Origin of the sequence: Gulosibacter macacae, from assembly GCF_003865375.1 — a bacterium.
Taxonomy (GTDB): Bacteria; Actinomycetota; Actinomycetes; order Actinomycetales; family Microbacteriaceae; genus Gulosibacter; species Gulosibacter macacae.
Window position 1 is genome coordinate 171,611 of sequence record NZ_RQVS01000005.1, and the last position, 26,117, is coordinate 197,727.

General features: G+C 64.1%; 25 protein-coding genes. 4 read left to right on the forward strand and 21 right to left on the reverse strand.

Annotated features, from left to right (window positions below):
* Positions 1–13 precede the first annotated feature (13 nt).
* Genes carA through pyrR form a run of 5 tightly spaced genes read right to left on the reverse strand, consistent with a single transcriptional unit; the run spans position 14 to position 4,579 of the window.
* A complete protein-coding gene (gene carA / locus EG850_RS05620) occupies positions 14–1,195 on the reverse strand; it encodes a glutamine-hydrolyzing carbamoyl-phosphate synthase small subunit (protein ID WP_124971195.1) in 1,182 nt (393 codons plus the stop codon).
* Positions 1,192–1,710, reverse strand: coding sequence for a PH-like domain-containing protein (locus EG850_RS05625; protein ID WP_124971198.1), 519 nt, complete (start codon positions 1,708–1,710; stop codon positions 1,192–1,194). The genes carA and EG850_RS05625 overlap by 4 nt, the downstream gene beginning before the upstream one ends.
* The gene (locus EG850_RS05630; RefSeq protein ID WP_124971201.1) at positions 1,710–3,062 is read right to left on the reverse strand and encodes a dihydroorotase; all 1,353 of its coding nucleotides are present in this window, start codon (positions 3,060–3,062) and stop codon (positions 1,710–1,712) included. Before EG850_RS05630 ends, EG850_RS05625 begins: the two co-directional genes overlap by 1 nt.
* Entirely contained in the window at positions 3,063–4,013 is a 951-nt protein-coding gene (locus EG850_RS05635) for an aspartate carbamoyltransferase catalytic subunit (protein WP_124971204.1), read from the reverse strand.
* Complete coding sequence (gene pyrR / locus EG850_RS05640) at positions 4,013–4,579, reverse strand: bifunctional pyr operon transcriptional regulator/uracil phosphoribosyltransferase PyrR (RefSeq protein WP_124971207.1); 567 nt, start codon at positions 4,577–4,579, stop codon at positions 4,013–4,015. The genes EG850_RS05635 and pyrR overlap by 1 nt, the downstream gene beginning before the upstream one ends.
* 147 nt (positions 4,580–4,726) lie before the next feature.
* On the opposite strand from pyrR, the gene EG850_RS05645 reads away from it, so the two are divergent.
* Positions 4,727–5,710 carry a DUF808 domain-containing protein gene (locus EG850_RS05645; protein WP_124971210.1) on the forward strand — a complete coding sequence of 328 codons (984 nt, stop codon included), beginning with the start codon at positions 4,727–4,729 and terminating at the stop codon, positions 5,708–5,710.
* Positions 5,711–5,786: 76 nt separating this feature from the next.
* On the opposite strand, the gene nusB is transcribed toward EG850_RS05645, so the two are convergent.
* The 13 genes from nusB to EG850_RS05710 all read right to left on the reverse strand — a co-directional run bounded on the left by nusB (position 5,787) and on the right by EG850_RS05710 (position 18,396).
* A complete protein-coding gene (gene nusB, locus EG850_RS05650; RefSeq protein WP_124971213.1) occupies positions 5,787–6,194 on the reverse strand; it encodes a transcription antitermination factor NusB in 408 nt (135 codons plus the stop codon).
* On the reverse strand, positions 6,194–6,757 hold the full coding sequence (efp, locus tag EG850_RS05655) for an elongation factor P (RefSeq protein WP_124971216.1): 564 nt from the start codon (positions 6,755–6,757) through the stop codon (positions 6,194–6,196). Before efp ends, nusB begins: the two co-directional genes overlap by 1 nt.
* Before the next feature lie 120 nt (positions 6,758–6,877).
* The gene (gene aroB / locus EG850_RS05660; protein ID WP_407920581.1) at positions 6,878–7,993 is read right to left on the reverse strand and encodes a 3-dehydroquinate synthase; all 1,116 of its coding nucleotides are present in this window, start codon (positions 7,991–7,993) and stop codon (positions 6,878–6,880) included.
* A complete protein-coding gene (locus EG850_RS05665; protein ID WP_124971219.1) occupies positions 7,990–8,562 on the reverse strand; it encodes a shikimate kinase in 573 nt (190 codons plus the stop codon). The genes aroB and EG850_RS05665 overlap by 4 nt, the downstream gene beginning before the upstream one ends.
* Entirely contained in the window at positions 8,559–9,827 is a 1,269-nt protein-coding gene (gene aroC, locus EG850_RS05670; RefSeq protein ID WP_124971222.1) for a chorismate synthase, read from the reverse strand. Before aroC ends, EG850_RS05665 begins: the two co-directional genes overlap by 4 nt.
* 12 nt (positions 9,828–9,839) lie before the next feature.
* Positions 9,840–10,775, reverse strand: coding sequence for a shikimate dehydrogenase family protein (locus EG850_RS05675; protein ID WP_185714952.1), 936 nt, complete (start codon positions 10,773–10,775; stop codon positions 9,840–9,842).
* On the reverse strand, positions 10,768–12,321 hold the full coding sequence (gene mltG, locus EG850_RS13505) for an endolytic transglycosylase MltG (protein ID WP_235829221.1): 1,554 nt from the start codon (positions 12,319–12,321) through the stop codon (positions 10,768–10,770). The genes EG850_RS05675 and mltG overlap by 8 nt, the downstream gene beginning before the upstream one ends.
* A gap of 13 nt (positions 12,322–12,334) precedes the next feature.
* Positions 12,335–12,811, reverse strand: a complete 477-nt coding sequence (gene ruvX / locus EG850_RS05685) for a Holliday junction resolvase RuvX (RefSeq protein ID WP_124971228.1) — start codon at positions 12,809–12,811, stop codon at positions 12,335–12,337.
* The gene (gene alaS / locus EG850_RS05690; RefSeq protein WP_124971231.1) at positions 12,811–15,480 is read right to left on the reverse strand and encodes an alanine--tRNA ligase; all 2,670 of its coding nucleotides are present in this window, start codon (positions 15,478–15,480) and stop codon (positions 12,811–12,813) included. The genes ruvX and alaS overlap by 1 nt, the downstream gene beginning before the upstream one ends.
* 52 nt (positions 15,481–15,532) lie before the next feature.
* Positions 15,533–15,739: a hypothetical protein gene (locus EG850_RS05695; protein ID WP_124971234.1), complete on the reverse strand. Its 207-nt coding sequence runs from the start codon at positions 15,737–15,739 to the stop codon at positions 15,533–15,535.
* 28 nt (positions 15,740–15,767) lie between these two features.
* Positions 15,768–16,136, reverse strand: coding sequence for a DUF948 domain-containing protein (locus EG850_RS05700; protein ID WP_124971237.1), 369 nt, complete (start codon positions 16,134–16,136; stop codon positions 15,768–15,770).
* 113 nt (positions 16,137–16,249) lie between these two features.
* Positions 16,250–16,879 (reverse strand): 30S ribosomal protein S4, encoded by a 630-nt coding sequence (gene rpsD / locus EG850_RS05705; protein WP_124971240.1) that lies wholly within the window; start codon positions 16,877–16,879, stop codon positions 16,250–16,252.
* Between the two features lie 188 nt (positions 16,880–17,067).
* Positions 17,068–18,396, reverse strand: coding sequence for a replication-associated recombination protein A (locus EG850_RS05710; protein WP_124971243.1), 1,329 nt, complete (start codon positions 18,394–18,396; stop codon positions 17,068–17,070).
* A 72-nt stretch (positions 18,397–18,468) separates the two neighbouring features.
* Here EG850_RS05710 and EG850_RS05715 point away from each other — a divergent pair, with 72 nt between their 5' ends.
* The 3 genes from EG850_RS05715 to EG850_RS05725 all read left to right on the forward strand — a co-directional run bounded on the left by EG850_RS05715 (position 18,469) and on the right by EG850_RS05725 (position 21,112).
* Positions 18,469–19,266, forward strand: coding sequence for a peptidylprolyl isomerase (locus EG850_RS05715; protein ID WP_124971245.1), 798 nt, complete (start codon positions 18,469–18,471; stop codon positions 19,264–19,266).
* Positions 19,267–19,379: 113 nt separating this feature from the next.
* Entirely contained in the window at positions 19,380–20,612 is a 1,233-nt protein-coding gene (locus tag EG850_RS05720) for a DUF349 domain-containing protein (RefSeq protein ID WP_124971248.1), read from the forward strand.
* A 56-nt stretch (positions 20,613–20,668) separates the two neighbouring features.
* Complete coding sequence (locus EG850_RS05725; protein WP_124971251.1) at positions 20,669–21,112, forward strand: hypothetical protein; 444 nt, start codon at positions 20,669–20,671, stop codon at positions 21,110–21,112.
* Here the strand turns inward: EG850_RS05725 and EG850_RS05730 are convergent.
* From EG850_RS05730 to secD, 3 genes are all read right to left on the reverse strand, one after another.
* Positions 21,109–23,343 (reverse strand): RelA/SpoT family protein, encoded by a 2,235-nt coding sequence (locus tag EG850_RS05730; RefSeq protein WP_124971254.1) that lies wholly within the window; start codon positions 23,341–23,343, stop codon positions 21,109–21,111. The two genes, EG850_RS05725 and EG850_RS05730, sit on opposite strands and share 4 nt — an antisense overlap.
* A gap of 63 nt (positions 23,344–23,406) precedes the next feature.
* Positions 23,407–24,381 carry a protein translocase subunit SecF gene (gene secF / locus EG850_RS05735; protein WP_124971257.1) on the reverse strand — a complete coding sequence of 325 codons (975 nt, stop codon included), beginning with the start codon at positions 24,379–24,381 and terminating at the stop codon, positions 23,407–23,409.
* Complete coding sequence (gene secD / locus EG850_RS05740; RefSeq protein ID WP_235829222.1) at positions 24,381–26,111, reverse strand: protein translocase subunit SecD; 1,731 nt, start codon at positions 26,109–26,111, stop codon at positions 24,381–24,383. The genes secF and secD overlap by 1 nt, the downstream gene beginning before the upstream one ends.
* Between the last annotated feature and the right edge of the window lie 6 nt (positions 26,112–26,117).

Sequence of the window (26,117 nt, forward strand, 5' to 3'; positions counted from 1 at the left end):
GCTGGCGGTGTTCCTAGTTCTCGTTCTGCGTTTCGGTCAGTTCGGTGGTGCGGCGAGGCTCAGCCATGGCGGCGAGCACCATGTCGCGGAAGCGGTCGAACAGCGGGGAGGCATCGTGCGGACCCGAGGCTGCTTCAGGGTGGAATTGCACCGAGAACGCCGGAATGTCGAGGCAGCGGATGCCCTCAACCACCTGGTCGTTGAGGCCAATGTGGCTGACTTCGACGCGTCCGAGGCCAACCGGCGAGTCGACGGTACCTTCGATCGGCAGGTCGACAGCGAAGCCGTGGTTCTGCGCGGTGATCTCGACCTTGTTGGTGGCCGTGTCACGCACCGGTTGGTTCACGCCGCGGTGGCCGAAGGGCAGCTTGTAGGTGCCAAAGCCAAGGGCGCGGCCGAGCAACTGATTGCCGAAGCAGATGCCCATGAATGGGAAGCCTTCAGCGAGCAGCTTACGGAGCACGACGGCCTGGGCGTCGTTGGCTTCGGGGTCACCGGGGCCGTTCGAATAGAAGATGGCGTCGGCGCCGGTCTCACGAATCTGCTCAAGCGTGGCTTCAGCCGGGAGTACGTGCACGTCGAAGCCGCGCGAAGCGAGGTTCGAGATGGTGGCGCGCTTCACGCCGAGGTCGAGAAGCGCGACTGAGCCAATGCGCTCGGAAGCGGTGTGCGCGGCGGTGTAGGCCGCTTTGGTGGTCACCAGGTCGGAGAGGTAGCGACCGGCCATGGGAGCCTGGGCCCGCACCTTCTCGAGCTGTGCATCCGCGTCAGCCGAAAGTGCTTCGCCCGAGAAGATGCCGGCGCGCATGGCACCCTCGTTCCGAACGAGGCGGGTGAGCGCACGGGTGTCGACATCACTGATGCCGACGATGCCTTCCGCCTCGAGTTGCTCGTCGAGTGTGCCTTCGGCCCGCCAATTCGAGATCATTCGGCTGGGGTCGCGCACGACGTAGCCCTCGACCCAAAAGCGGTCGGATTCCATGTCTTCGGCGTTGACGCCGGTATTGCCGATGTGCGGCGCCGTCTGCACGACGATCTGGCCGGCGTAGCTCGGGTCCGAGAGCGTCTCTTGGTAGCCGGTCATACCGGTGGTGAACACGAGCTCACCGAAGCGCTCGCCGGTCGCGCCGTACGCGGTGCCCTCGTAGCGGGTGCCGTCCTCGAGAACGAGTACGGCGGGGTCGGTGCGGATCATACGAGCTCCTGTGAGGTGGATGCGGAAATGAGCGAGTCAATAGCGTCGAAGAGTTCACGGCGTTGCGCCGGATCGACAACGCGGAAGAACGAGTCAACGGGGAAATCGGGGGTGAGCTGCCAGCGCAGATTGATCAGGCCATCGCGCTCGACCGCACGGTCGATCGTGGCCTGGGCGCGGCCGACCGCAATGAGATCGGCGGTGGGGATGAAAAACGCGCGCTCACCGGTAATACCGACGGCAATACCGCTCGGGTGAACTTCGAGGTCGGCGCGGCCGAGGAATCCCAGCGGCTTTACCGTGATGCGCTCAAGTGCCCGCTCAATCTCGGTGGTGGCGACGTAGTGAATGTCGTCGATCGCGAAGGTCGGTTCGCCGAGCCCGGCGGGGAGTGTCGCTGGCTCGGGCAGCGCATGCTGCTGGCGCTGACGGTGACGCCAACCGAGCCAGAGCAAGCCAATGAAGGTGCCGCAAATCGCGATGATGCAGAGTGAAATCCAAAGCCAAGCCGGCATTACGCCACCTCTCCTGCGAGTCGCTGACGGCTGGCGCGAGCGATCGTGTCTTCATCAACGACGTCGCCGTCGCGCACGGTGGGCGTACCGCGATAGAGCGTGTAGCGCACCGAGCCCGGCAGCGTGAGCCCAAGATAGGGCGAGTTGGTCGACTTGCCAGCGAGATCGGCCTCGGTGAAGACGCTCTCGGTCTCGGCGTCATAGAGCACGATGTTCGCGAGCGCACCGGCTTCGAGCGGGGTACCCGAGTCCGGGGCCGAACCGATGCGCGCGGGAGTCTCGCTGAGGACGCGGGCAACGCCACGCCAATCAAGCAGACCATTGGCGACCATTGTCGCGTGCACAATACGCAGCGCCGATTCGAGGCCGACCATGCCCATCGAGGCGTGATCCCACTCGGTCTGCTTGCTATCGGCCGGGTGCGGAGCGTGATCGGTGCCGACAATGTCGATCGTGCCGTCGGCGAGCGCCTCGCGCAGCGCCGCAACGTCATCATCGGTGCGTAGCGGTGGGTTCACCTTGAAGCGTGCGTCGAAGCCGCGCACCTTTTCTTCGGTGAGCAGCAGGTGGTGCGGGGTGACCTCGGCGGTGATGTCGATTCCGCGCGCCTTCGCCCAGCGCACCACATCCACCGAAGTGCGAGTCGAGAGGTGACACACGTGCACGCGCGACCCGGTCGCTTCAGCGAGCAGCGCATCCCGGGCAATGATCGAGGTCTCGGCAGTCTCCGGCCAGCCGCCGAGCCCGAGTTCAGCGCTGAGCGCGCCTTCGTTCATCTGGGCACCGACGGTGAGTGCCGGGTCTTGCGCGTGCTGAGCAACGACACCGCCAAAGGCCTTTGCGTACTCGAGCGCGCGACGCATGATGAGCGGATCGAACACGCATTTGCCGTCGTCGGAGAACACGCGCACCCCGGCACGCGATGCTGCCATCGAACCGAGTTCGGCCATCTGCTCACCGTTCTGGCCGACAGTGACGGCACCGATCGGATGCACATCGGCGTAGCCAGCCTCGCGACCGAGCGCCCACACGGCCTCGACCACACCGGCGGTGTCCATCACCGGCTGCGTGTTCGGCATGGCGAACACCGTCGTGAAGCCGCCCTTGGCGGCCGCGCGGGTGCCGGTGAGCACGGTCTCAGACGACTCGAACCCGGGCTCGCGCAGGTGCACGTGGAGGTCAACGAGACCGGGAAGCGCGATGAGCCCATCGGCGTCGATCACCTCGGCCCCCTCCGGCGCCTCAATCGACCCGGCATCGGCGATGCGGGTGATGCGGTCGCCCTCAATGAGCAGGTCTTGGGGCGCCTCGCCATAGGGGCGGGCGCCGCGGATGAGGATCGTGTCAGTCACTTAGCGGCCTTCTTTCACACCGGAGCAGAGGAGGTAGAGTGCGGCCATGCGCACACTCACACCGTTCGCGACCTGCTCAAGCACGGTCGATTGCGGGGAGTCGGCGGCCGCCGAAGCGATCTCGAGACCACGGTTCATCGGGCCCGGATGCATAATCGAGGTTGATTCCGGAAGCCCGCGGAAGCGAGCATCCGTAAGCCCCCACATCCGCGCGTACTCGCGAGTGTGCGGGAAGAACGAGTCGTGCATCCGCTCGGCCTGGATGCGGAGCATCATCACCGCATCCGGCCCTTCGGCAAGTGCCGCGTCAAGGTCGTAGCTCGTCTCGGCAGGCCAGCCATCGATGGCAGCGGGGAGGAGTGTCGGCGGACCGACGAGTGTGACACGAGCGCCGAGCGTCGTGAGCAACCACACGTTCGAGCGCGCTACGCGTGAGTGCAGAATGTCGCCCACGATGACGATGTGCGCGCCATCGAGTCCTTTACCGCGCGAGGCGACCCCGTGCAGGCGCCGACGCAGCGTGAAGGCATCGAGGAGCGCCTGAGTGGGGTGCTCGTGGCAACCGTCACCGGCATTGAGAATCGGCGCGTCAATCCAGCCGCGTTCGGCAAGCATTTGCGGGGCGCCGGTGGAGGGATGGCGAATGACCACCGCATCCGCGCCGATGGCGTGGAGCGTCTGGGCGGTGTCTTTGAGCGACTCCCCCTTCGAGACGCTCGACCCCTTCGCCGCGAAGTTGATCACATCGGCGCTCAGACGCTTCTCGGCCGCTTCAAATGAAATGCGGGTGCGGGTGGAGTCTTCGAAGAAGAGGTTGACGACGGTCACGCCGCGCAGTGCCGGGAGTTTCTTGACCTCACGCTCCTGCGTTGCCGCCATGTCTTCGGCAGTGTCGAGGATGAGGATTGCTTCGTCACGCGACAGCGTCGAAGTTGACAGTAGATGCTTCATTACGCCTCCTCGCCATCGCGAATGATGACACGATCGTCGCCACCGTCGATCTCGCTGAGGAGCACGTCGATGCGCTCCGAGCGAGCACTCGGGAGGTTCTTGCCGACGAAGTCGGCACGGATGGGCAGCTCCCGGTGTCCGCGGTCGACGAGCACAGCAAGCTGCACCGCGCGCGGACGGCCAAGGTCGCGGCAGGCATCGAGGGCTGCGCGAATCGTGCGGCCCGAGAACAGCACATCGTCGACGAGCACGACGACCTTGCCGTCGATGCCGCTGAGTGGAACCTCGGTGGGATGCGATTGCGTAAGTGGGCGCCGACGCAGGTCATCGCGGTACATCGTGATGTCGAGGGCCCCAACGAATGCTTCGGGGTCGAGGTCGTGACCTTCAAGACCCGCGATCTGCGCGATATTGCGCGCAATACGCCCGGCAAGCGGTACCCCGCGAGTAGGGATGCCGAGAACGACGAGATCGTCGGCTCCCTGGTTGACTTCGAGAATCTGATGCGAAATACGCATGAGGGCGCGCGATACGTCATCAGGCTGGAGCACAGTGCGCTCGGCCATGAGACGACCTCCTTTCCCGCCTCGCCGGACGGAATTTAAAGGATGATCTGAACCTGTTCAGCCTACCACCGGCACGGATGCCTCTCGGGACTAGGATGCTTCCGTCGCCTTTGCTCTCCACCTGCGGCACCGATCGAAAGGACCACCGTGAGCGGACTCGCTGCACTCCTCGATGACATTGCCGCCCTGGTCAAACTCACGGCCGCGAGCCTTGACGATGTCGCTGCTGCGGCCGGTCGCGCTGGCGCAAAGGCCGCCGGTGTCGTAATCGACGACGCTGCGGTGACGCCGCAGTATGTGCGCGATGTGGAGCCGAGCCGCGAGCTCCCGATCATCTGGAAGATCACCCGCGGTTCACTCATCAATAAGCTGCTCATCATTCTGCCTCTGCTGCTCTTGATCAGCTGGCTCGCGCCCTGGTTACTCCCCTTCATGCTCATGGCCGGCGGTTGTTATCTCGCGTTTGAAGGTGCTGAAAAGCTCTGGCACATGATGCGCCCTGGCGATCACGTGCCTGAACAAGCCGCGGTTGACCGTGGCCCCGAGGCCGAGAAGAAGGTCGTCAAGGGCGCAATCACCACTGACTTCATCCTGAGCATGGAGATCATGGTGATTGCGATGAATGAGATCGCGGCCGAGTCGATTCTCAACCGCGCGCTCATTCTCATCGTGGTGGCCATTGCCATCACCATCGCCGTCTACGGAGCCGTGGCGCTCATCGTGAAGATGGACGATGTGGGCCTCCACCTTGCTCAGAAGCCGAACGAGTTTGCCCAGCGCCTCGGCACCGGCATGGTGAAGGCGATGCCGGGGGTACTCGCGGTGATCTCGTTCGTAGGCATGATTGCGATGCTCTGGGTCGGTGGCCACATTCTGCTCGTGAACATTCACGAACTCGGTATCGCGCAGCCCTACGGTTGGGTGCACGAGTTGTCGCTCTGGGCGGCATCGTCGCCGTTTGCTGGCCCGGTGCTCGGCTGGCTCGTCGAAACCATCTGCTCGGCCATCTTTGGCTTCATCATCGGCACGATCATCATGGGCATCCTGCATGTGCTGCCATTCGGGAAGAAGCAGCAGGAGAACCCGCAGCTGCCCAAGCAGGATGCAGATGCGCCGACGAGTGCTCACTAGCTACGCGTCCTGAGGACATGCCAATGGGGTGGGGCCCGAAGCAACTTGCTTCGGGCCCCACCCCATTGGCCGACGGTTAGCGCTCTGCGATGCGCCCCAGCACGCCGTTCACGAACCGTGCCGAGTCATCGGTCGAGTACTGCTTCGCTGATTCGACCGCCTCGTTGATGACCACGCCTACGGGAACCTCGGCGTTGTACTTGAGTTCCCACACGCCGATGCGCAGGATCGCGCGGTCGATGCGGGGCATCCGGTCGATTGTCCAATCGCGCGAGGCCGACTCAATGGCTTCATCGATCTCGATGGCGTGCTCGTCAACACCGAGCACGATCTCGCGCGCGTAGCGCCACGAACTCTCGCGGTCGGGCTCGTCGAGGGCCCGCATTTGTTCCTCGGCGATGACATCGCTGAGGGGACGATCAATGAGCTCGGCTGCGTAAAGCATGTCGAGCGCGCGCTTGCGCGCCTTGGTACGTGCGCTCACTAGTCGTTCACGCGACCGAGGTAGTCGCCGGTGCGCGTATCAACCTTGACGCGGGTGCCCTGGTTCACGAACAGCGGCACCTGAATCTCGGCACCGGTCTCGACGGTTGCGGGCTTCGTGCCAGCGTTCGAGCGGTCGCCCTGCAGGCCCGGCTCGGTGTAGGTGATCTCGAGCACGACCGAGGCCGGCATTTCGATGTAGAGCGGCTCGCCCTGGTACATCGCGATCTGCACTTCCTGCTGCTCGAGGAGGTACTTGGCGGCATCGCCGACGACCGTGGCCGGAACATTGAGCTGGTCGTAGTCGCGCTGGTCCATGAAGACGAACGAGTCGCCATCCTGGTAGAGGTACTGGTAGTCGCGGCGGTCAACCGTGGCGGTCTCGATCTTCGCACCCGCGTTGAAGGTGCGGTCAACGGTCTTACCGCTAACAACGTTCTTCAGCTTGGTACGCACGAAGGCGCCACCCTTGCCGGGCTTGACGTGCTGGAACTCGATCGTCTGCCAGAGCTGGCCTTCGATGATGAGGACGAGTCCGTTCTTGATGTCGGCGGTGGTTGCCATGAAAATTCCTTAGTTCGAATTGCGCGACCGGCCGGGCCGCAGCGAAAGTCAACGCTCTACCTTAGCGCGCAGGCGCCAGTGCACATGGGAGTTGCACTCAGTTGTTGCCCTCGGTTGGACCTACGACGCGATCTCTTGGTAGGCGGCAAAGAGCACCGATTCATCCGGTGCGTTCATGATCGTCGGCTGACCGATGCCGTCGAGTACGACGAAGCGCATGAGCTTGCCCCGAGACTTCTTATCGCGCGCCATCACGCTGAGGAGCGTCGGCCAGCGGCCAGCAGGGTAGCTCGTCGGCAGGCCCAAAAGCTCAAGTACCCGCTTGTGGCGGTCAGCGTCGGCATCACTGAGGCGGCCCGACAGGCGCGCCAGTTCAGCGGCGTAGGCCATGCCAACCGCGACTGCGGCACCGTGGCGCCACTGGTAGCGCTCGCCGTGTTCGATCGCGTGGCCGAGCGTGTGCCCGTAGTTGAGCATCTCGCGGCCGCCCTGCTCGGTGAGGTCGTTCGACGTCACCTCAAGCTTGTGGGCAATCGCAAGTTCGAGGATGCGGCGGAACTCGTCACTTGCCGGGTTCGTCGCCCGTTCGGGGTCAGCATCGATGAGATCAAGGATCTCGGGCTCGGCGATGAAACCGATCTTCACTGCTTCGGCGAAGCCGGTGACGAGTTCGTTGCGCGGCAGCGACTCGAGCACATCGAGGTCGCAGATCACGCCGGCCGGCAAGTGGAACGCGCCCACGAGGTTCTTGCCCTCGTTCGTGTTGATGCCGGTCTTGCCACCCACGGCAGCGTCAGCCATGGCGAGCACCGTCGTCGGCACGTGCACGACCTTGACACCGCGAAGCCAGGATGCGGCAACCCAGCCACCGAGGTCGGTGGCCGCTCCCCCGCCGATTGCGACGAGGACGTCAGTGCGGGTGAAGTCACTCTGGCCGAGAATCTGCCAGAGGAACTCGGCGACCTCGATGCGCTTGCCTGATTCTGCATCCGGAATTTCGGCGAGGAGCGCACGACGGTAGGTACTGCTGAGTCGCAGGTGCACGTCTTCGGCGATCTCGCGCAGGGTCGGCTGGTGCACGATGAGCACCTGCTCAACCTTGTCGCCGACAAGCTCAGGAAGGAGCGTTTCAAGGCGGTTGATCAGGCCGCGCCCCACGAGCACGGGGCCGTGCTCTCCAGCGCTGCGGAGCTCCGTGACCCCATCCTGCCCAGAAATCGAACTCGAATTCGTCACTGCTCTGCAGTCTCCTCTACTTCGGGTGTGTCGTGCGTTTCGTCGTCGCCTTGGTCGCGGGTGACCAGTGGCGAATTCGTGCGCTTGAGATAGCGACGCACATCATTTACGACCTGCCACATGGGGCGAAAACTCGTGTCAACAGTCAGGTCGGCGAGTCGGTCGTAGATTGGCTTGCGCGTTTCATAGGTCGCGATCCAACTGTCGATGCCGCTGAGCAATGGCCGGTTAGTTCGACCGGTGATACGTTCCTCAATCGCTGCGGGCGAGGCGACCAGCAGAATCACCGTGTGCTCGTCGCGTTCGAGATCACGCTGCGTGTCGGCGTCAAGAATCGCGCCGCCGCCGAGTGACACGACTTCGTAGTCGCGGAGGGCCGCGGCGACGATCTCGCGTTCGAGTCGACGAAATTCCGGTTCGCCCTCGCGCGGAATGAACTCGTGAATCGCACCGTGATCGCGACTAAACAGCTTGTCGGTATCGGCGTAACTGCTCTTAAGGCGCTGGGCAATACGTTTGCCCGCGCGTGATTTACCGGCCGCGGGCGGGCCGATGAAGACGAGACTCATACTCGCCACTCGCTCAGCGAATCACCCATGGGCGTGTCGTCGATCTCACCGTCGATGCTCGCGGCATCGATGATCTCGGCGCTCGTGCGCAGGTGCGCGGGAATTGCGGCGAGGTAGTTGTCAATGTTGCGGCGCACCTCGTTCAGCGAATCGCCGCCAAACTTTTCGAGCACGGCGTCGGCGAGCACGAGCGCGACCATCGCTTCGGCGACAACACCGGATGCGGGCACCGCGCAAACGTCCGAGCGCTGGTGGTGTGCGGTCGCGTTCTCGCCAGTGTTCACATCGACCGTATGCAACGCGCGGGGCACGGTCGCGATGGGCTTCATCGCGGCGCGCACGCGCAGTACGGTGCCGGTGGTCATACCACCCTCAATGCCACCGGCGCGGTCCGAGGCGCGGTGGATGACCCCGTCAACCGAATAGAGCGGGTCGTGTGCGGTGGAGCCGGGCCGACGCGAAGTCTCAAAACCGTCGCCGACCTCGACTCCCTTGATCGCTTGGATTCCCATGAGGGCACCCGCGAGGCGCGAGTCGAGACGACGGTCCCAGTGAACGTAGGAGCCGAGCCCGGGCGGGAGACCATACACGAGCGTCTCGGTGACGCCACCGATGGTGTCGCCGGCGTGACGCGTTTCGTCAATTGCCTCAACCATGCGCGCGGAGGTCTCAGCATCGAAGCAGCGCACCGGGTCGGCGTCGATTGCGTCGACGTTCTCGGGCACGGGCCACGCGGCAGTTTCGGGCACCGCCACGGTGCCGATGGCGATGGTGTGGCTGATCGTGCCAATGCCGAGTTCAGCGAGGAACCGCTTGGCCACGGCGCCGAGGGCGACCCGAGCCGCGGTCTCGCGGGCGCTCGCACGCTCAAGCGCCGGACGCGACTCGGTAAACCCGTACTTCTGCATCCCGATCAGGTCGGCATGCCCCGGGCGCGGACGTGTGAGCGGCGTACCGCGGCCGGTCTCGAACACCGCCTCATCAACCGGTTCGGGCGACATGACCTCGGTCCACTTCGGCCACTCGGTGTTCTCGATGCGGATGCCAATCGGCGAGCCGATGGTGAAACCGTGACGCGCCCCCGATGACAGCGTGAGCTGGTCCTGCTCGAACTTCATCCGCCCACCGCGGCCATAGCCGAGCTTGCGACGTGCGAGGTCAGTACGCACGTCGTCGAGGGAGATGGGGATGCCCGCGGGCATCCCTTCAAGGATTGCGAGAAGTTCGGGGCCGTGAGATTCCCCGGCAGTGAGCCAACGAAGCATTAGCCCATCATCTCATGCGGTCGGCAGGCCCACCGCCGCGCGCATGGCCTTGAAGGTGAACTCCTCGTTCGGAAGTGGCGTTTCTGCCGAGTATCCCGAGAAGAGTCGCACCTGCACGAGCGCCTGGTGGGCGAGCATCTGTAGCCCCGCAGTTACCTTGCCTCCGGCTGCGGTCCAGACGTCAGCAAGCGGCGTCGGCCACGGATCGTAAGCGGCAGAGAACAGCGCCACACCAGGGACGAGTGCCTGGTCGACACCCGCGACCTCAGCGAATCCCTCGGGAATCGTGTCGATTACGAGCGAGGTACCGGATGCGAGCTGCCAGGTTGCGAGATCGGCAACCTCAATTGCCAGCCCCGGCACCGCGGCGAACCGCTCGGCCACCTCAGTTGCGGCTTCGGGGCGTCGGGCCAGAATGCGGATGCGGTCAGCACCGAGCCGGTGCGCCGCCGCGATTGCTGACGAGGCCGTGCCACCGGCGCCGAGCACATCGACCGGACCATCGAGGGCCGTGACCTCAACTTCGGCGAGGGCACCGATGATTCCGGCGATGTCAGTGTTTTCGGCGTGCTTCTTCGACGACGAATCGAGTGACTCGAACACGAGCGTGTTCGCAGCTCCGGTGAGCTGTGCATCCGCCGAAGCGGTGTCGGCCCAAGCGAGCGCCTCGGCCTTGAGCGGTGCGGTCACCGAGAATCCTCGCCAGCCGTGGCCGCGCGCGTCAAGATTTGCGGCGAGCTGGCCCGCCGGGATGCGCCAGCGGTGATAGTCCCACTCAAGGCCACGGTCGCGATAAGCCGCGATGTGAAGCTCGGGCGACTTGGAATGCTCAATTGGATCGCCAAGCACGGCGAGCCGTGCGGAACCAACGCCCTGGGGCGGCTCCTGTTCGAATGCGCCAACGGGAACAACGGGCGCGGGCCGCTCGGGCCACTGCTGCTTAGCCAAGGTACTCCGGGTGATCTTCAAGCCAGGCAAGGTACTGGTCCACCGCCACGAGGTGTTCCTCGTAGGTGTTCGAAAACACGGTCTCGCCAGTGTCGAGATTCACCGTGACGAAGTAGAGCCATTCACCATCGGCCGGATGCACGGTCCCTTCCAGCGCCATGTCGCCAGGGTTGGAGATCGGTGTCGGCGGGAGACCGTGGTGCACATAGGAGTTGTACGGGTTGGAGGCGTCGGCACGCTCAGCATCGGTGGTGGTGATGATGTGCGTATTGCCGGTGCCGTACGTGATCGTCGCATCTGACTGCAGCGGCATGTCAATGGTGAGGCGGTTGAGGAACACGCGCGCGACCTTCGGGAAGTCGACGCGCATTGATGCCTCGCGCTGCACGACCGAGGCGAGCAATACGGTCTCCCACCGGTCTTCTTCGGCAATGCCGTGCTCATCGAAGGCCTGGAACATGCGGTTCACCATCGTCTGCAGCACAGTGCGGGCATCGACCCCGGGTTCGAACGTGTAGGTCGCCGGGAAGAGGAAGCCCTCAAGGTTCGTCGCCTCAGCCGGTAGACCGTAGGAAGCTGGATCTGCTGCGGCGGCTTCGATGTCGGCCAGCGGAATCTCGAGCGACGTTTCGATGGACGTGAAGATGTCCTTCATGATCGTGCCCTCGGGGATCATGACGGTTTTCGCGAGCACATTGTTCGGGTCGAGCAGTGCCACGAGTGCCGAAGACGCGCTCATCTGCTGTTGCAATTGGTAGGTGCCCGGATGAAAGTCGGGTTGTTCGGGGCGTGCGAGCACCGCATCGATGAAGGCTTCGCTCGACTTGATGATGTCGGCCTCAGCGAGTCGAATCGCGATATCGGTACCGGTGTCGCCCGCGATGATCGAGAACTGAGCCGGGGTGCCATTGCCGGTCCCCTCATAGTCCTCCGGGCCGCCGCTCAACATCTGCTGGATTGGATCACCGAAGAAACTCCATCCGGCCACGGCGCCGCCACCAATCACGAGCAGTGCGACGAGCACCACGGCAATCGTGCCGATGCGGGGACTCTTGCGCTTGCGGCGCTGCCGCACCGGCTTGCCGATGTGCGAGGCATCCGGGTCGTCGTCGGTGCCGAAGATCTTCGCGAACGGATCGGGGCTGTCGGTGAGGAGCGTGTCGCCATCGGCGTCTGTCGACGCGGCCGCCGAAGCCGACTGAGTTGCGTTCCTCGGGGTGGCGGCCGCCGTGGTTTGCCCACTGGATGCGGTCGACACGGCTTGCTGCGGTGCCGGTTGTTCGGCTGTCGGCGGCTGCTGTTGTTGCGACTGCTGCGACACCGGCTGCTGCGGGACAGCAGGTTCCTGCCGAGGGAGCGACGGTGTTGTTGCTGCTTGCTCAGTTGCGGCGGCCGCCTCTGCAGGTGCGACGGGTGGCACATCCGTGCGGGCATCCCCCGGCTGCTCGGCCGCGGCTCGGCGTGCTGCCTCTTCAGCAGCACGCTGGCGCGTTCGCTCGGCAGCAAATCGCTCTCGTCGGGTTTTCGGCTGGTCTTCTGAGCTCACCAGTAATTCCTCGTCAATCGGTCGAATAGACGGTGCCGGGAGCAGTGCCGCTGGCGCGCTCCCGATCGAGCGCGTCTTGCAACAGTATTACCGCAGCGGCCTGATCAATCACATCGCGCGAACGCGAAGCCTTGCGTCCCGTGGCACGGAATTGCTTCGCAGCGGCGGCCGTGGTGAGCCGCTCATCGAGCAATCTCACCGGGATCGAAACCGCCTCGGCCAGCGCACCGGCAACCGACAGCGCATCCTCGGTCGATGGCGTGGATTGGCCCTGCATATTGAGCGGGTGGCCGACGATGAGCTCGATTGCTTCGAGCTCATCAACCAATTCAACAATGCGCCGGATGTGCGCCTCACCGGCCGAGCCATCGTCGGCCCAATCTCGGGCGACCGTCTCCAGCGGAGTTGCCAGCAGTCCGTCACGGTCGCTGCGCGCGACACCGATGCGGGCCTTGCCCACATCGATGCCGAGTCGCACACCTTGACGCACTAGGCGCCTGCCAATTCGCTACGGATCGCGGCGAGCGCGTCGGGAAGCTTCGACGCATCCTGACCACCGCCCTGCGCGACGTCGGGCTTTCCGCCACCGCCACCGCCAAGGATGCCTGCAGCCAGCTTCACGAGAGCACCGGCCTTGGCGCCGCGCTCGCGCGCCGCCTCGTTCGTGGCGACCACAATGGCGGGTTTGCCGTCCGCGACGCCAGCGAGGGCAACCACAGCGGCATCCACGCCGAGTCGTTCACGCAGGTCAAGCGCGAGGCGACGCACATCATCGGCCGAATGCACATTGCCGATCGACGCGGCAACCAGACGCGAGCCGCCCGCATCCACTGCCGATTCGAGCAGTGCCGGCACCTGCCGGGCAAGCTGGGCTGACTCAAGCTCAGCAATGCGCTTCTCGGCAGCCTTGAGGCTCGCGAATAGATCGTGCATGCGGCCCGGAATCTCTTCGCGGGGCACCTTCAATCCGGCCGAGAGCTCGCGCACGACCGCGCGCTCGGCAGCGAACTCGCTGAAGGCATCCCGGCCCACGAGCGCTTCAACACGGCGGTTCTGCGCGCCAACACTCGATTCGCCAATGAGGTTGACGAGTCCGATTTGCGCCGAGTTTGCCACGTGCGTGCCACCGCAGAGTTCCCGCGACCAGGGGCCGCCAATGTCCACCATGCGTACGACCGAGCCATACTTCTCACCGAATAGGGCCCGGGCGCCGAGCGCCTTCGCCTCATCGATTGGCAGTACGCGGGTGACGACATCGTGGTTCTGGCGAATCGCATTGTTCGCGATCTCTTCAACCTCACTGCGCGTATCGACCGACAGCGGCTGTGCCCAGTTGAAGTCAAGGCGCATGTAGCCAGCCTTGTTGTACGAACCGGCCTGGTGCGCGTCGGGGCCAAGCGTGTCGCGCAGGGCCGCGTGGATGAGGTGGGTCGCCGAATGAGCCTGGTTGGCCTGGCGGCGGTACTGCTCATCAACGATGGTCTCCACCGTGTCGCCAACCGCGATCTCACCGAGGGTGACATCGACGGTGTGGGCAATGAGTCCTGGCACGGGTCGCTGCACATCGACGACGGTCGACTCGAAGCCGCCGGTGGGTGACGAGATCCAGCCCTGGTCGGAGTCCTGGCCACCAGCCTCGGCGTACAGCGTCGTCTCGGCGAGGATGATTTCGGCGCGGTCGCCGACGCGTGCCACCGGCACACTCACCCCATTCACGATGAGACCGAGCACCTGCGATTCTAGGCGCAGTTCGTCGTAGCCGAGGAAGGCGGTTTCACCCTTGGCGCGGAAGTCAGAGTAGACGCTGAGGTCGGCGAGTGCCGAGCGACGCGAACGGGCATCCGCCTTGGCACGGGCACGCTGCTCGCTCATGAGCTCGTCGAACTTTTCGCGGTTGACGCTGAGCCCGGCCTCCTCCGCCATCTCGAGCGTGAGGTCGATCGGGAACCCGAACGTGTCGTGCAGCTTGAACGCGGTATCGCCGGGAATGATCACGGCACCCTGCTCATGAGCCGACGCTGCCGCCTCTTCGAAGATCGTCGTGCCCTGTGCGAGCGTGCGCAAGAACAGTGCCTCTTCGGTGTAGGCAATACGCGAGGTGCGGTCAAAGTCGCGCTCAACCTCGGGATAGGCGTCGCGCATGGCGCGCATCGAAGCCGGGAAGAGTTCGGGGAAGGTTGCCGTCTCGACACCAAGCAAGCGCATATTGCGAATCGCGCGGCGCAGCAGGCGGCGCAGAATGTAGCCGCGCCCCTCGTTCGAGGGCTGCACACCGTCGGTGATGAGCATGAGTGCCGAGCGCACGTGGTCGGCGACCACACGCATCCGCACATCGTCTTCAGCGTCGTCACCGTAGGTCTTGCCCGAGAGCTCAGCGGCGCGGTCGAGCACCGGACGCACCTGGTCGGTCTCGTACATGTTCTCGACGCCCTGCTTGAGAAAGGCGATGCGCTCAAGACCGATGCCGGTGTCGATATTGCGTTGCGGCAGGTCACCGAGCAGCTCAAACGTGCCGTCACCGAGGTCAACACCACGCTCGTATTGCATGAACACAAGGTTCCAGATTTCGACGTAGCGGTCGTCGTCGGTAGCCGGTCCCCCGTCGATGCCGTAGGCGGGACCGCGGTCGAAGAAGATCTCGGAGTCGGGACCCGCGGGGCCACCGGGCTTGCCGGCCGACCAGAAGTTGGTTTCGGCGCCCAGGCGCTGGATGCGTTCTTCGGGAATGTCGCTGATCTCTAGCCAGGCGTCGCGGGCGACATCGTCATCCTTGTAGACGGTGACCCAGAGGTCCTTCGAATCGAAGCCGAGCCCGCCCTCATCCTCAGCAGTGGTGAGGAAGGTGAACGCGAACTCGATTGCCTCGCGCTTGAAGTAATCGCCGAACGAGAAGTTGCCACCCATCTGGAAGAAGGTGCCGTGGCGAGGAGTTTTGCCGACCTCCTCGATGTCGTTCGTGCGGATGCACTTTTGCACGCTCGCCGCCCGCGGATACGGGGCCGGTACGACACCCGTCATGTACGGGATGAACGGCACCATGCCGGCGATCGTGAACATCACCGTTGGGTCATCGCTCACGAGCGACGCCGAGGGAACGATGGTGTGGCCCCGGTCGGCGAAGAACTGGAGGAAGCGGGACTTGATTTCTGCGGTCTGCATTGCGGCGTGGCTTTCGTGCTCGTCAGAGCCAGGTCAAGGGGTGGTTCGGAAGTTAGTTGCGCTCGTCGAGGGCAGCGTAGATCGCCTCGGTGCGGGCTTGGTAGCCCTGCTTGATCGCGCCGACGACCTCGTCGGTGCGTTCGTTCACGGATGCGAAGAACGCGCGACCACGCTCAGTCGAGTTCACGAGGTGGGCCAGTGCGAACCCGGCGGCAATGCCGCCGAGTACGAGTCCGGTGGTGCGCAGAAAACTGCTCATAAGAAATCCTTTGCGTGCGGGATGGAAGCTACTTGCGGCGGCTGCGCTCGGGGCGCAGCGCCTTGAATCCAGCAACGGCGGCGGCCGAGAAGCCAGCGAGCTTGATGAGCGGGCCACCGACAGTGGCCGCGGTAAGTGCCACGAGCGAGTTCACATTGCTCGTGACCTCGTGCACATTCGTGGTGATCGCGTCAACCTTGGCGAGCTGCTTGTTCGTCTCAGCCATGGTGACCTGCGTTTCGGCAAGCGTCGGGGTGATTTCATCGGTCGACTCGCGAATCGAGCGACGGAGTTCGTCGAAGACGCCACCGAGCTTGATGATCGGGACCGCAAGCAGGGCGACGAGGATGAGGAAGACGCCCGCGGCAATGAGGCCTGCGATGTCGCCACCGGTCATGGTGAACTCCTTGTGATGCTCTCGAAATGCTGGGTTGCTCTGAGTAAATCTGTCGATTGGGAAACAGATCGGGGGCGGACCACCTGCTGGCGGTCCGCCCCCGATACTAGTTGCTAGCGCGCGGCGTAGTACTCGACGACGAGCTGCACGTCACAAGTGATCGGCACCTCTTCGCGCTTCGGGCGACGGTCGAGACGGGCCTGAAGCTTGTCGAGCTCAACGGCGAGGTACCCCGGAACGGCCGGGAGCACCTCGGCGTGGCCACCGGCAGCGGCGACCTGGAAGACCTCGAGCTCTTCCGAGCGGGGCTTCACGTGGATGAGCTGACCCGGCTTCACACGGAATGACGGGCGGTCGACGATCTTGCCGTCGACGAGGATGTGGCGGTGCACCACGAGCTGGCGAGCCTGCGCGGTCGTGCGAGCGAAGCCGGCGCGAAGCACGAGCGAGTCGAGACGCATCTCGAGGAGCTCAACGAGGTTCTCACCGGTCAGACCCGGCTGACGACGGGCCTGCTCGAAGGTGATACGGAGCTGCTTCTCGCGCAGACCGTACTGAGCCCGCAGACGCTGCTTCTCGCGCAGACGCACAGCGTAGTCACTGTCGGTCTTGCGGCGAGTACGGCCGTGCTGGCCGGGCGCGTAGGGGCGCTTCTCCATGAGGCGGGCAGCCTTCGGGGTCAGAGCGACGCCGAGGGCACGGGACATCCGGACCTTGGAACGGGTCCGCGACTTCTTCGACACGAAGTGTCTTCCTTTCGGTGGTTGCGTTGGCGCGCGTGAGCGCGCAGATAAGTGCTTCTCCGCCTCTCCCTTTGGAACCGAGGCGTCAAACGCGATGTCTGCATCCGGTGCGGCAGCCGTGCGCTCCAGGCAACAGACCTACCAACGTTACCACAGCCCCAGCCGCTCCGCAGAGTCCAGCACGCGGATTAGGAAGTCTGGTCGCGGGTGATGCGGCGGAGCTTGTCGAGGCGCGGGCCGATCTCGCGTTCGTAACCGTGTTCGGTCGGCGCGTAGTAGACGCGATCGACGAGCGGATCAGGCAGATACTGCTGCGCCACCACCCCGAACGCATCGTCGTGCGGGTAGCGATAGCCTTTGCCATGGCCAAGCGCCTTCGCGCCCGCGTAGTGCGCATCGCGCAAGGGCGGCGGTACTCGGCCAATGTTCCCGGCCTTCACATCGGCAATCGCCGCATCAATTGCCACATACGCTGCATTCGACTTCGGCGCGGTCGCGAGGTACACCGTCGCTTCGGCCAACGGGATGCGACCCTCCGGCATACCGATCAGCTGCACGGTCGCCGCGGCCGCCTGCGCAACCACGAGTCCCTGCGGATCAGCCATTCCGATGTCTTCGGCCGCCAGGATCATCAAGCGCCGTGCAATGAAGCGCGGGTCCTCCCCCGCGACGATCATTCGCGCTAGGTAGTGGAGCGCAGCATCCGGGTCTGAGCCGCGCACCGACTTAATGAATGCGCTGATGACGTCATAGTGCTCGTCGCCATCGCGGTCGTATCGCAAGAGTGCCTGGTCACTGGCAGCCTCAACATCTTCAGCAAGGATGCGGTCACGCTCGGCAGCCTGCGCACCCCCGGCCGCCGCTTCCAGCGTCGTCAGGGCACGGCGGGCATCGCCGGAGGCAAGTCGCACGATCGCATCGCGGGCGTCATCTTCAAGCTCAAAGGCTCCGCCGAGTCCGTGCGCCGCAGTCACTGCACGCTCGACCACTTCAGCAAGGTCGGCTTCATCGAGAGAGCGTAGGGTGAGCAAGAGCGAGCGGCTCAAGAGCGGCGAAATGACCGAGAACGAGGGGTTTTCGGTGGTCGCGGCCACGAGCGTGACCCAGCCTTGTTCAACGCCGGGAAGCAATGCATCCTGCTGCGCCTTGGTAAACCGGTGAATCTCGTCAAGAAACAGGACCGTGCTCTCGCCATAGAAGTCGCGGTGACGTAGCGCCTCTTCCATGACCGCGCGCACGTCCTTCACCCCGGCAGAAATCGCCGAAAGCTGCACGAAGCGGCGACCACCCGATTGCGCCAGCGCCTGGGCAATCGTCGTCTTGCCGGTGCCGGGCGGACCCCAGAGAATCACCGAGGTGCCGGCCGTTTCCGCCGCATCCAAATCAGCAAGGCGACGCAATGGCGAGCCCGGGCGGAGGAGGTGCCGCTGACCCACCACCTCGTCGAGGGAGCGCGGACGCATCCGTGCTGCCAGCGGTGCCGCCGCGCCGCTCCCGAGTGTCGCCTGATCAGTCATCTCGTCGATGTTAGTAAACTGCCCGGCGGGATTGCCCATTCCGCAGTGGAATGCGCCAGTCGGGAGGACACCGTGGCCGAATCAACGAAACAGCAGCGCGAAGCGCGTCGCCGCCAGCGCCAGTACGAGGCACGCGTGGTCGTGCACGACGTTGAGGTCGACCGCGCACGCAGTGATAATAAGCGAGCAATCATCATCATTGCGATTGCCGCGGTGCTCGCCCTCGCCTCACAGCTCGCCTTCGTGCTCGGTGGGTTCACCACGCAGGGCCCGGCCGCCGACCCCGCCCAGACCGACCCGGCGGCCACAGATACAGCCCCGGCCGACCCGAACGCGCTCCCTGATGCCACCGTGCCGCCGACCACCATTGCTGAGAATCGCGAATGGACCGGTGAGATCACCTTCAACGAAACCCTCGCGCTCAAGGTGACGATCGACGGAGCCGCCGCGCCGCAGGCCGCCTCGAACTTCATCGATCTCGCGCAGAAGGACTACTTCAACAACACTGCCTGCCACCGCATGACCACTGAGGGCCTGTTCGTCTTGCAGTGCGGCGACCCAACGGGCACCGGAACCGGCAACCCCGGCTATCAGTTCGGTCCGCTCGAGAATGTGCCGGCCGACGGGCTGTACCCCGCTGGCACGATCGCGATGGCAAATAGCGGTACGCCCGACTCGATGGGGAGCCAATTCTTCATTGTCTACGAAGACACCAACCTGCCTGGCGGCTACTCGGTATTCGGCCACGTCACCGAGGGTCTCGACCAACTCAAGAACGACATTGTCACGGCCGGTGTCGTTCCCGGGCGCTCCGAGAGCGATGGCACTCCCGTCGCCCCCGCCACAATTACTGCGATCACCCTCGAATAGCCCAAGCGGGTCTCGCACATGGCCTAGCATCGTAGAGATGCCCGCGAACGCCCACGAGCGCCGTTCGCCCACCCGACAAGTTTCGGCTTGACGAGCAACCAAGGAACACCAAGATGTCCGAACTTCCCCAGCACCCCTTCGGCCGCGTCGAGGCCGACGGCACCGTCTACGTCACCGATCGTGGTGAAGAACGCCAGGTCGGACAGTATCCCGATGGCACGCCCGAAGAGGCGCTCGCCTACTTCGTGCGTAAGTTCGATGACCTCGCCGGCCAGGTGACGCTGCTCGAACAGCGCGTGCGTGCTGGTGCGAATCCCGCTGACATCACGAAGGGCGCGAAGCACCTGCGCCAGCAGCTCACCGACGCGAATGCGGTCGGTGACCTCGAAGCGTTGCGCACGCGACTGGATGCACTCGGTGGCGCAGTTGAGGAACTCAGCGGCCAGCAGCAGGAAGAGCAGAAGCAGGCGCTCGCCGAAGCCCTCGCCCACCGCGAGTCGATTGTGGTTGAGGCAGAGAAGCTCGCCGCGCAGAACCCCGCCTCCATCCAGTGGAAGCAGACCTCGGCGAAGGTGGAAGAACTCTTCGGTCAGTGGCAGCAGCACCAGAAGGATGGCCCGCGCCTGCCCAAGGGTGAGGCGAACGAACTGTGGAAGCGATTCCGCGCGGCCCGCACTCACCTCGACGGCGAACGTCGCAAGTTCTTTGCCGAGCTCGACTCGCAGCACAAGACCGCACGCGACGCGAAGCAGCGCATCATTGAGCGCGCCGAAGCCCTGGCGCCCCAGGGCGCCGATGGCGTTGCCGAATACCGTCGACTCCTCGATGAGTGGAAGACCGTCGGCCGCGCTGGCCGCAAGCTCGACGACACGCTCTGGGCTCGGTTCAAGGCTGCCGGTGACGTGCTCTTCCAGGCGAAGGGAGAAATTGACGCCCGCGACAACGAAGAGTTCCAGGCGAACCTCGATGCCAAGCTCGCGATCCTCGACGACGCCCAGCCCATTCTCGAGCTGAGCGACCGCGTCAAGGCCCGCGAATTGCTCTCGGCGATTCAGACGCGCTGGGATGAAGTGGGTCGCGTGCCGCGCGACCGCTTCAAGGAGGTCGAGGAGCGTCTGCGTAAGGTCGAACAGCACGTGCGCAAGCTCGACGACGACCACTGGGCCAACTCCAACCCCGAGCGCCAGGCACGCCAATCGGGTATGTCGGCGCAGTTGCACGACGCCATCACGAAGCTCGAGGCGGAGCTTGACGCCGCTCGGGCTGGTGGCGACGCCAAGAAGATCAAGCAGGCGGAAGAAGCCCTCGAAACGCGCAAGTCGTGGCTCAAGGCGATCGGTGGCTAGTTTCCCGCTCGGCTGAGTACCGACTCCCCCAGTTCGGTCACCTGTGGATTCCGCAGGTGACCGAACTCGTTTCCGGCAACAATGCCGGAGTGACCATGCTTCCAGCAGCACCCCACGTTGCCCCCTCGCTTACCGGACTGAGTCGCATCGAACTCGAAGTCATGCGACTCGATGGCGAAGTGCAACGACACGGTATTTGTGGATTCGAGTTTTACCTTCCGATTGGTGAGGCAGCGACGGCGGTTGACCGGGCGGCGAGTCTGCACAGCATCGCAGTGCATCCACGTGTCGTGATTGGCCCGACTGCACGCTGGGTGCACGAGGGCGGCCCGACTCCGACCGAGGTGCACCTTGGCCGTCGCTCGAATCGGCTCATCGCCGATGCGCCCAGCAATGTGCAATGGCACTATCGCGCCCTCGCGCCAGACGACGTGGTCGAACTCGGTGGCGTCCTCGTGGAGCGCCTCGAGCATCCGGCCGAGCTGCGTGGCACCCGCTAGCTGTTCTGCACTCGGTAGACGTCGTAAATGCCGTCGATGCGGCGGACTGCCGCAAGCAAACGGTCGAGATGCGTCGTGTCACCCATCTGGAACGAGAACTTCGAGATCGCCAGGCGGGCCTTCGAAGTGTGCACCGTCGCCGACAGAATGTTCACGTGGTGCTCTGAGAGCGTCTTCGTGATATCGCTGAGCAAGCCTGCCCGGTCAAGCGCCTCCACCTGAATGTTCACGAGGAACACGGCCTGCGAGTGTGCCGCCCACTCGACCTCGATCATCCGCTCGGGCTCGAGCGAGCTCGTATTGCGGCAATCGGCGCGGTGCACTGACACACCCTGACCGCGGGTGACAAAGCCAACGATCTTGTCGCCCGGCACCGGCGTGCAGCACTTCGCGACTTTAACCAGAATGTCGGGGGCTCCGCGCACGAGCACGCCCGAGTCGCTGATCGAATTGACCTTTTCTTGGGTGTCGAAGTGCGGTTCGTCGCTCGGCACACTCGAGTCGCTCTCGGTGCGCAGTTCGGCCTGCAGCTTCTCCATCACCGATTGCGTCGACACGTGCCCGTCACCGATGGCGGCGTAGAGCGCTGAAAGATCCTGATAGCGCAGCTTTGACGCGACCGTGCGGAACGCCTCTTGTACGTAGTCGTGTGAAAGCGGAATACTCGTCTTCCGCATGGCCTTCGCGACCTGCTCGCGACCCACCTCAATCGCTTCGTCGCGGCGCTCCTTTGAGAACCACTGGCGAATCTTGTTGCGTGCGCGCGGCGAGGCGACGTACTGCAACCAATCCTGCTTGGGGCCCGCATCCGGATTCTTCGACGTGAAAATCTCGACCGTGTCGCCGTTGACGAGCTTTGTCTCAAGCGGTACGAGCCGGCCATTCACCTTGGCACCCATGGTGCGGTGACCGACATCGGTGTGAATGGCGTAGGCGAAGTCGATCGGGGTCGCGAGCTGCGGCAGGCCAATCACCTTGCCCTGCGGCGTGAAGACATACACCTCACTCGCGCCGATTTCGAAACGGAGCGAGTCAAGGAACTCCTCCGAGTCGCTCGTCTCTTGCTGCCAATCGTTGATGCGCTTAAGCCACGCCATCTCACTCGTGCCGCGGGCAACGCGCTCGCCGCCAGTGGCAACGTTCTGCTTGTACATCCAGTGCGCCGCAACACCGAACTCGGCGCGCTGATGCATTTCGTGGGTGCGAATTTGAATCTCCACCGACTTGCCGTCGGGGCCAATCACCGTGGTGTGGAGCGATTGGTAGAGATTGAACTTAGGGGTGGCGATGTAGTCCTTGAAGCGGCCCGGCATTGGGGTCCAGCGAGCGTGAATTGCACCGAGGACCGCATAGCAATCGCGCACAGTGTCGACGATGACGCGGATGGCAACGAGGTCGTAGATCTCGTCGAAGTCGCGACCGCGCACCACCATCTTTTGATAGATCGAGTAGAGCTCTTTCGGTCGCCCCACCACCTCACCGCGGATGCGCATCTCCCGCAGATCGGTACGAATCGACCCAACAACCCGGCCGAGATAGCGCTCGCGCTGCGGCTGACGTTCGCGCACGAGATGCTCGATCTCGCTGTAGATCTTGGGATGCATGACCGCAAACGAGAGATCTTCCAGCTCGTTCTTCATCCCCTGAATACCCATGCGGTGCGCGAGCGGCGCATAGATCTCGAGGGTCTCGGCAGCCTTGCCCTTCGCCTTCTCGGGCGGCATGAAGCCCCAGGTCCGTGCGTTGTGCAGCCGGTCGGCGAGCTTGATGACAAGCACGCGGATGTCCTTCGACATCGCGACGATCATTTTGCGCACGGTTTCGGCCTGCGCCGAGTCGCCGTAGGTCACTTTGTCGAGCTTGGTGACTCCGTCGACGAGCATGGCGATTTCATCACCAAACTCATCGCTGAGCTGGCCGAGCGAATAGTCGGTGTCTTCGACGGTGTCGTGCAGGAGCGCCGCCGCGACCGTCACCGGTCCGATGCCGAGATCAGCGAGAATCTGCGCGACGGCAATGGGATGCGTGATGTACGGCTCGCCAGAGCGGCGAAACTGACCCTCGTGGCAGCGTTTGGCGACCTCGTAGGCGCGCTGCACGAGGAGCACGTCGGCTTTCGGATCGTGCCGCTTGAGTGTGCGGATGAGCGGCTCAATTTCAGGGAGCGCGGCCGACTTGGTAAAGATTCGCGGCACTAGTCGACGCATCGATAGCGAACTTGTCTCGCTCATGCGGCACTCCCTTCGGGTACTCCAACCGAGGCCACCATGCGGTGGCCTCGGTGAGGGGCAATTCTATACCGCCGCTGACTCGCGGATTTGCTCGTCAGCCTCGCGCAACGCGGGTTCGCGGCTACGGAGTTCCACATAGAGGGGTCCGGCGAGGAAGATCGTCGACAGTGCGCCGACGAACATACCAATGAACAGCGCCAGGGCAATATCGCGGAGCGTACCCGCACCCATGATGAAGGCGCCGATGAACAGAATCGCGGCAACCGGCAGGAGCGCCACGACTGAGGTGTTGATCGAACGCACCAGCGTCTGGTTGATTGCGAGGTTCACCGAACCGCCAAAGGTGCGCTCTGACTCTGGCCCGAATCCGAGGGTGTTCTCGCGCACCTTGTCGAAGACGACGACGGTGTCGTAGAGCGAGTAACCGAGGATCGTAAGGAAGCCGATGACCGCCGCCGGGGTCACCTCGACGCCGGTGAGGGCATAGAGGCCAGCCGTCACGATGAGGTCGTGGAAGAGCGCCAGAATCGCAGCCAGCGACATTTTCCAAGCGCGGAAATACAGCGCCATGAACACGCCAGCGAGGAGCAAGAACACCCCAAGGCCGATGAGCATCTGCCTGGTGATATCTGCACCCCACGAGGGGCCGATGGTCGAGACCGTAACTTCTGCCGCATCCACGCCGTAGGCCTCGGCGAGACCCTGGCGAAGCTGCGCGTTTTCTTCTTCGGTGAGCGGGTCGGTCTGCACTCGGATGGAGCCATCGCCGAGCACCTGCACGCGCGCGGGCGTCGGGGTCACTGAGCGCACGGTGTCGGTGGCGAGTTTCTGGTCGGTGCTCGCCGGGGCGGTCACCTGAAACTCAGAGCCACCGGTGAACTCGATGCCGAGGTTGAACCCACCGCGCAGAATCGGGATGAGCACCGACACGATGATGAGCACCGCAGCGATGGCAAACCAGATCTTGCGCTTGCCGACAAAGTCGATCGAGCGCTTACCGGTGTAGAGGTCGTTACCGAACTGCTGGAAGTTCGCCATTAGTCGTCAACCTTCCCGGCCGCTGCCGCTTTGCGTTCAGCGAGTGATTGTCGCTTCGCTGCCTCGCGGCTCGCGCCTTTGCCACCGGTTGCGGTCGCACGGAACTCGCCACGGCCGCGGTAGACGGCACCAAGTGCCTTCGGGTTGAGGCCCGAGAGCGGGTGGCCGCCGCCGAAGAACTTCGTGGTTGCAAGCAGGCGCATAACCGGATGCGTGAAGAGCGTCACGACGAAGAGGTCGATGAGCGTCGTGATCCCGAGGGTGATCGCGAATCCGCGCACATTCCCGACCGCAATGAAGAAGAGCACGATCGCGACGAGGAAGTTCACGCCGTCCGAGGCGAGGATCGTGCGGATCGCGCGCGACCAGCCATGTTCGACCGCAGCTGCCAGCGTCTTGCCGTCGCGGAGCTCATCCTTGATGCGTTCGAAGTAGACGATGAACGAGTCGGCGGTGATACCGATCGCCACGATCAAACCGGCCACACCCGCCAGTGACAGGCGGTATCCCTCTTGGTTCGAGAGGAAGGTAACCACGAGATACGCCACGATCGCGAGGAGTGCGAGCGAGGCGATGGTCACGAGACCGAGCGCACGGTACTGGAAGAGCGAGTAGATCACGACGAGTGCGAGACCGATTGCACCGGCGATGAGACCGGCCTGCAGCTGCCAGGTACCGAGCGTCGCCGAGATGGTCTGCGCCGACTTCGTTTCGAAGCTGAAGGGCAGAGCCCCGAACTTGAGCTGGTCGGCAAGTGCCTTCGAGCTCACTTCGGTGAAGCTACCGCTGATCTGTGCCTTGCCATCGGTGATGACCGCGTTCGCGGTCGGCGCTGTGATCACCAGGTTGTCCATGGTGACGGCGAAGCGCGAGCGAGTCTGATCGGGCTGGCCGGTCGCCGGGTCAATGGTGGCGCCGATGGCGTAAAGGCGAGTCGTGACGTCGCGGAATGCTGCAGCACCCTCAGCGTCAAACTCGAGATTGACGACCCACTGGCCCGTCGACACGCCCTGCGCGTTCGTCGACATGCCATTGCTCGCATTGCTGATGTGCGTGCCTTCGATTTCCACCGGACCGAGCAGGTACTTCTCGACACCGGCAGCGTCACAGGTGATCAGCGGCTGGGTCGGATCGGCCGGGGCACGCCGCTCGCTCAGCGCCGCGGCACAGTCGAACGCGTAGTAGTCAACGATCTGCTGGTCGGAGAGCTGCATGACATCCGACGGGTCGGTCGGTTCGCCGAGCGGCGTCTGACCGATCGTCGCATCCGGGCCGAGCATGTCGGGCGTGATGAGCTGAACATCGGCGGCCGAGGTCGCCATGAGCACCGGACGGAATTCAAGCTTCGCGCTCGACTCAACGCGGGCGCGAGTTTCGGGGTCCATTTCACCGGGCACCGAGATGACGATGTTCTTGCCACCCTGCGTGGTGATTTCAGCTTCGCTGACACCGGATGCATCCACGCGCTGGCGAATGATCGAGACTGCCTGCGCCATCTGTTCGGCAGTCGGGTCGGCCTGGCCCTCAGAAAGCTGCGCTTCGAGAACGAGCTGCGTGCCACCCTCGAGGTCGAGGGCAAGCTTGGGCGTCCAGGTGCCGCCTTGGAGGGCGACAGCGAGCCAGTTAATGCCGACGAGGCCCGCCAGCACAATGAGTAGCCACGTCAGAGCGACGCGGGCAGACTGCACTGCGGGCGAACGGTGCCGGGGTGCGCGGTTCGTGTTCGACACTGGAGG

Excerpts from the sequence above, each read along its gene's own strand:
- carA (WP_124971195.1), bottom strand. The coding sequence starts at position 1,195 with ATGATCCGCACCGACCCCGCCGTACTCGTTCTCGAGGACGGCACCCGC.
- EG850_RS05625 (WP_124971198.1), bottom strand. The coding sequence starts at position 1,710 with ATGCCGGCTTGGCTTTGGATTTCACTCTGCATCATCGCGATTTGCGGC.
- EG850_RS05635 (WP_124971204.1), bottom strand. The coding sequence starts at position 4,013 with ATGAAGCATCTACTGTCAACTTCGACGCTGTCGCGTGACGAAGCAATC.
- pyrR (WP_124971207.1), bottom strand. The coding sequence starts at position 4,579 with ATGGCCGAGCGCACTGTGCTCCAGCCTGATGACGTATCGCGCGCCCTC.
- efp (WP_124971216.1), bottom strand. The coding sequence starts at position 6,757 with ATGGCAACCACCGCCGACATCAAGAACGGACTCGTCCTCATCATCGAA.
- EG850_RS05665 (WP_124971219.1), bottom strand. The coding sequence starts at position 8,562 with ATGAGTCTCGTCTTCATCGGCCCGCCCGCGGCCGGTAAATCACGCGCG.
- aroC (WP_124971222.1), bottom strand. The coding sequence starts at position 9,827 with ATGCTTCGTTGGCTCACTGCCGGGGAATCTCACGGCCCCGAACTTCTC.
- alaS (WP_124971231.1), bottom strand. The coding sequence starts at position 15,480 with ATGCAGACCGCAGAAATCAAGTCCCGCTTCCTCCAGTTCTTCGCCGAC.
- EG850_RS05695 (WP_124971234.1), bottom strand. The coding sequence starts at position 15,739 with ATGAGCAGTTTTCTGCGCACCACCGGACTCGTACTCGGCGGCATTGCC.
- EG850_RS05700 (WP_124971237.1), bottom strand. The coding sequence starts at position 16,136 with ATGACCGGTGGCGACATCGCAGGCCTCATTGCCGCGGGCGTCTTCCTC.
- EG850_RS05710 (WP_124971243.1), bottom strand. The coding sequence starts at position 18,396 with ATGACTGATCAGGCGACACTCGGGAGCGGCGCGGCGGCACCGCTGGCA.
- EG850_RS05720 (WP_124971248.1), top strand. The coding sequence starts at position 19,380 with ATGTCCGAACTTCCCCAGCACCCCTTCGGCCGCGTCGAGGCCGACGGC.
- EG850_RS05730 (WP_124971254.1), bottom strand. The coding sequence starts at position 23,343 with ATGAGCGAGACAAGTTCGCTATCGATGCGTCGACTAGTGCCGCGAATC.
- secF (WP_124971257.1), bottom strand. The coding sequence starts at position 24,381 with ATGGCGAACTTCCAGCAGTTCGGTAACGACCTCTACACCGGTAAGCGC.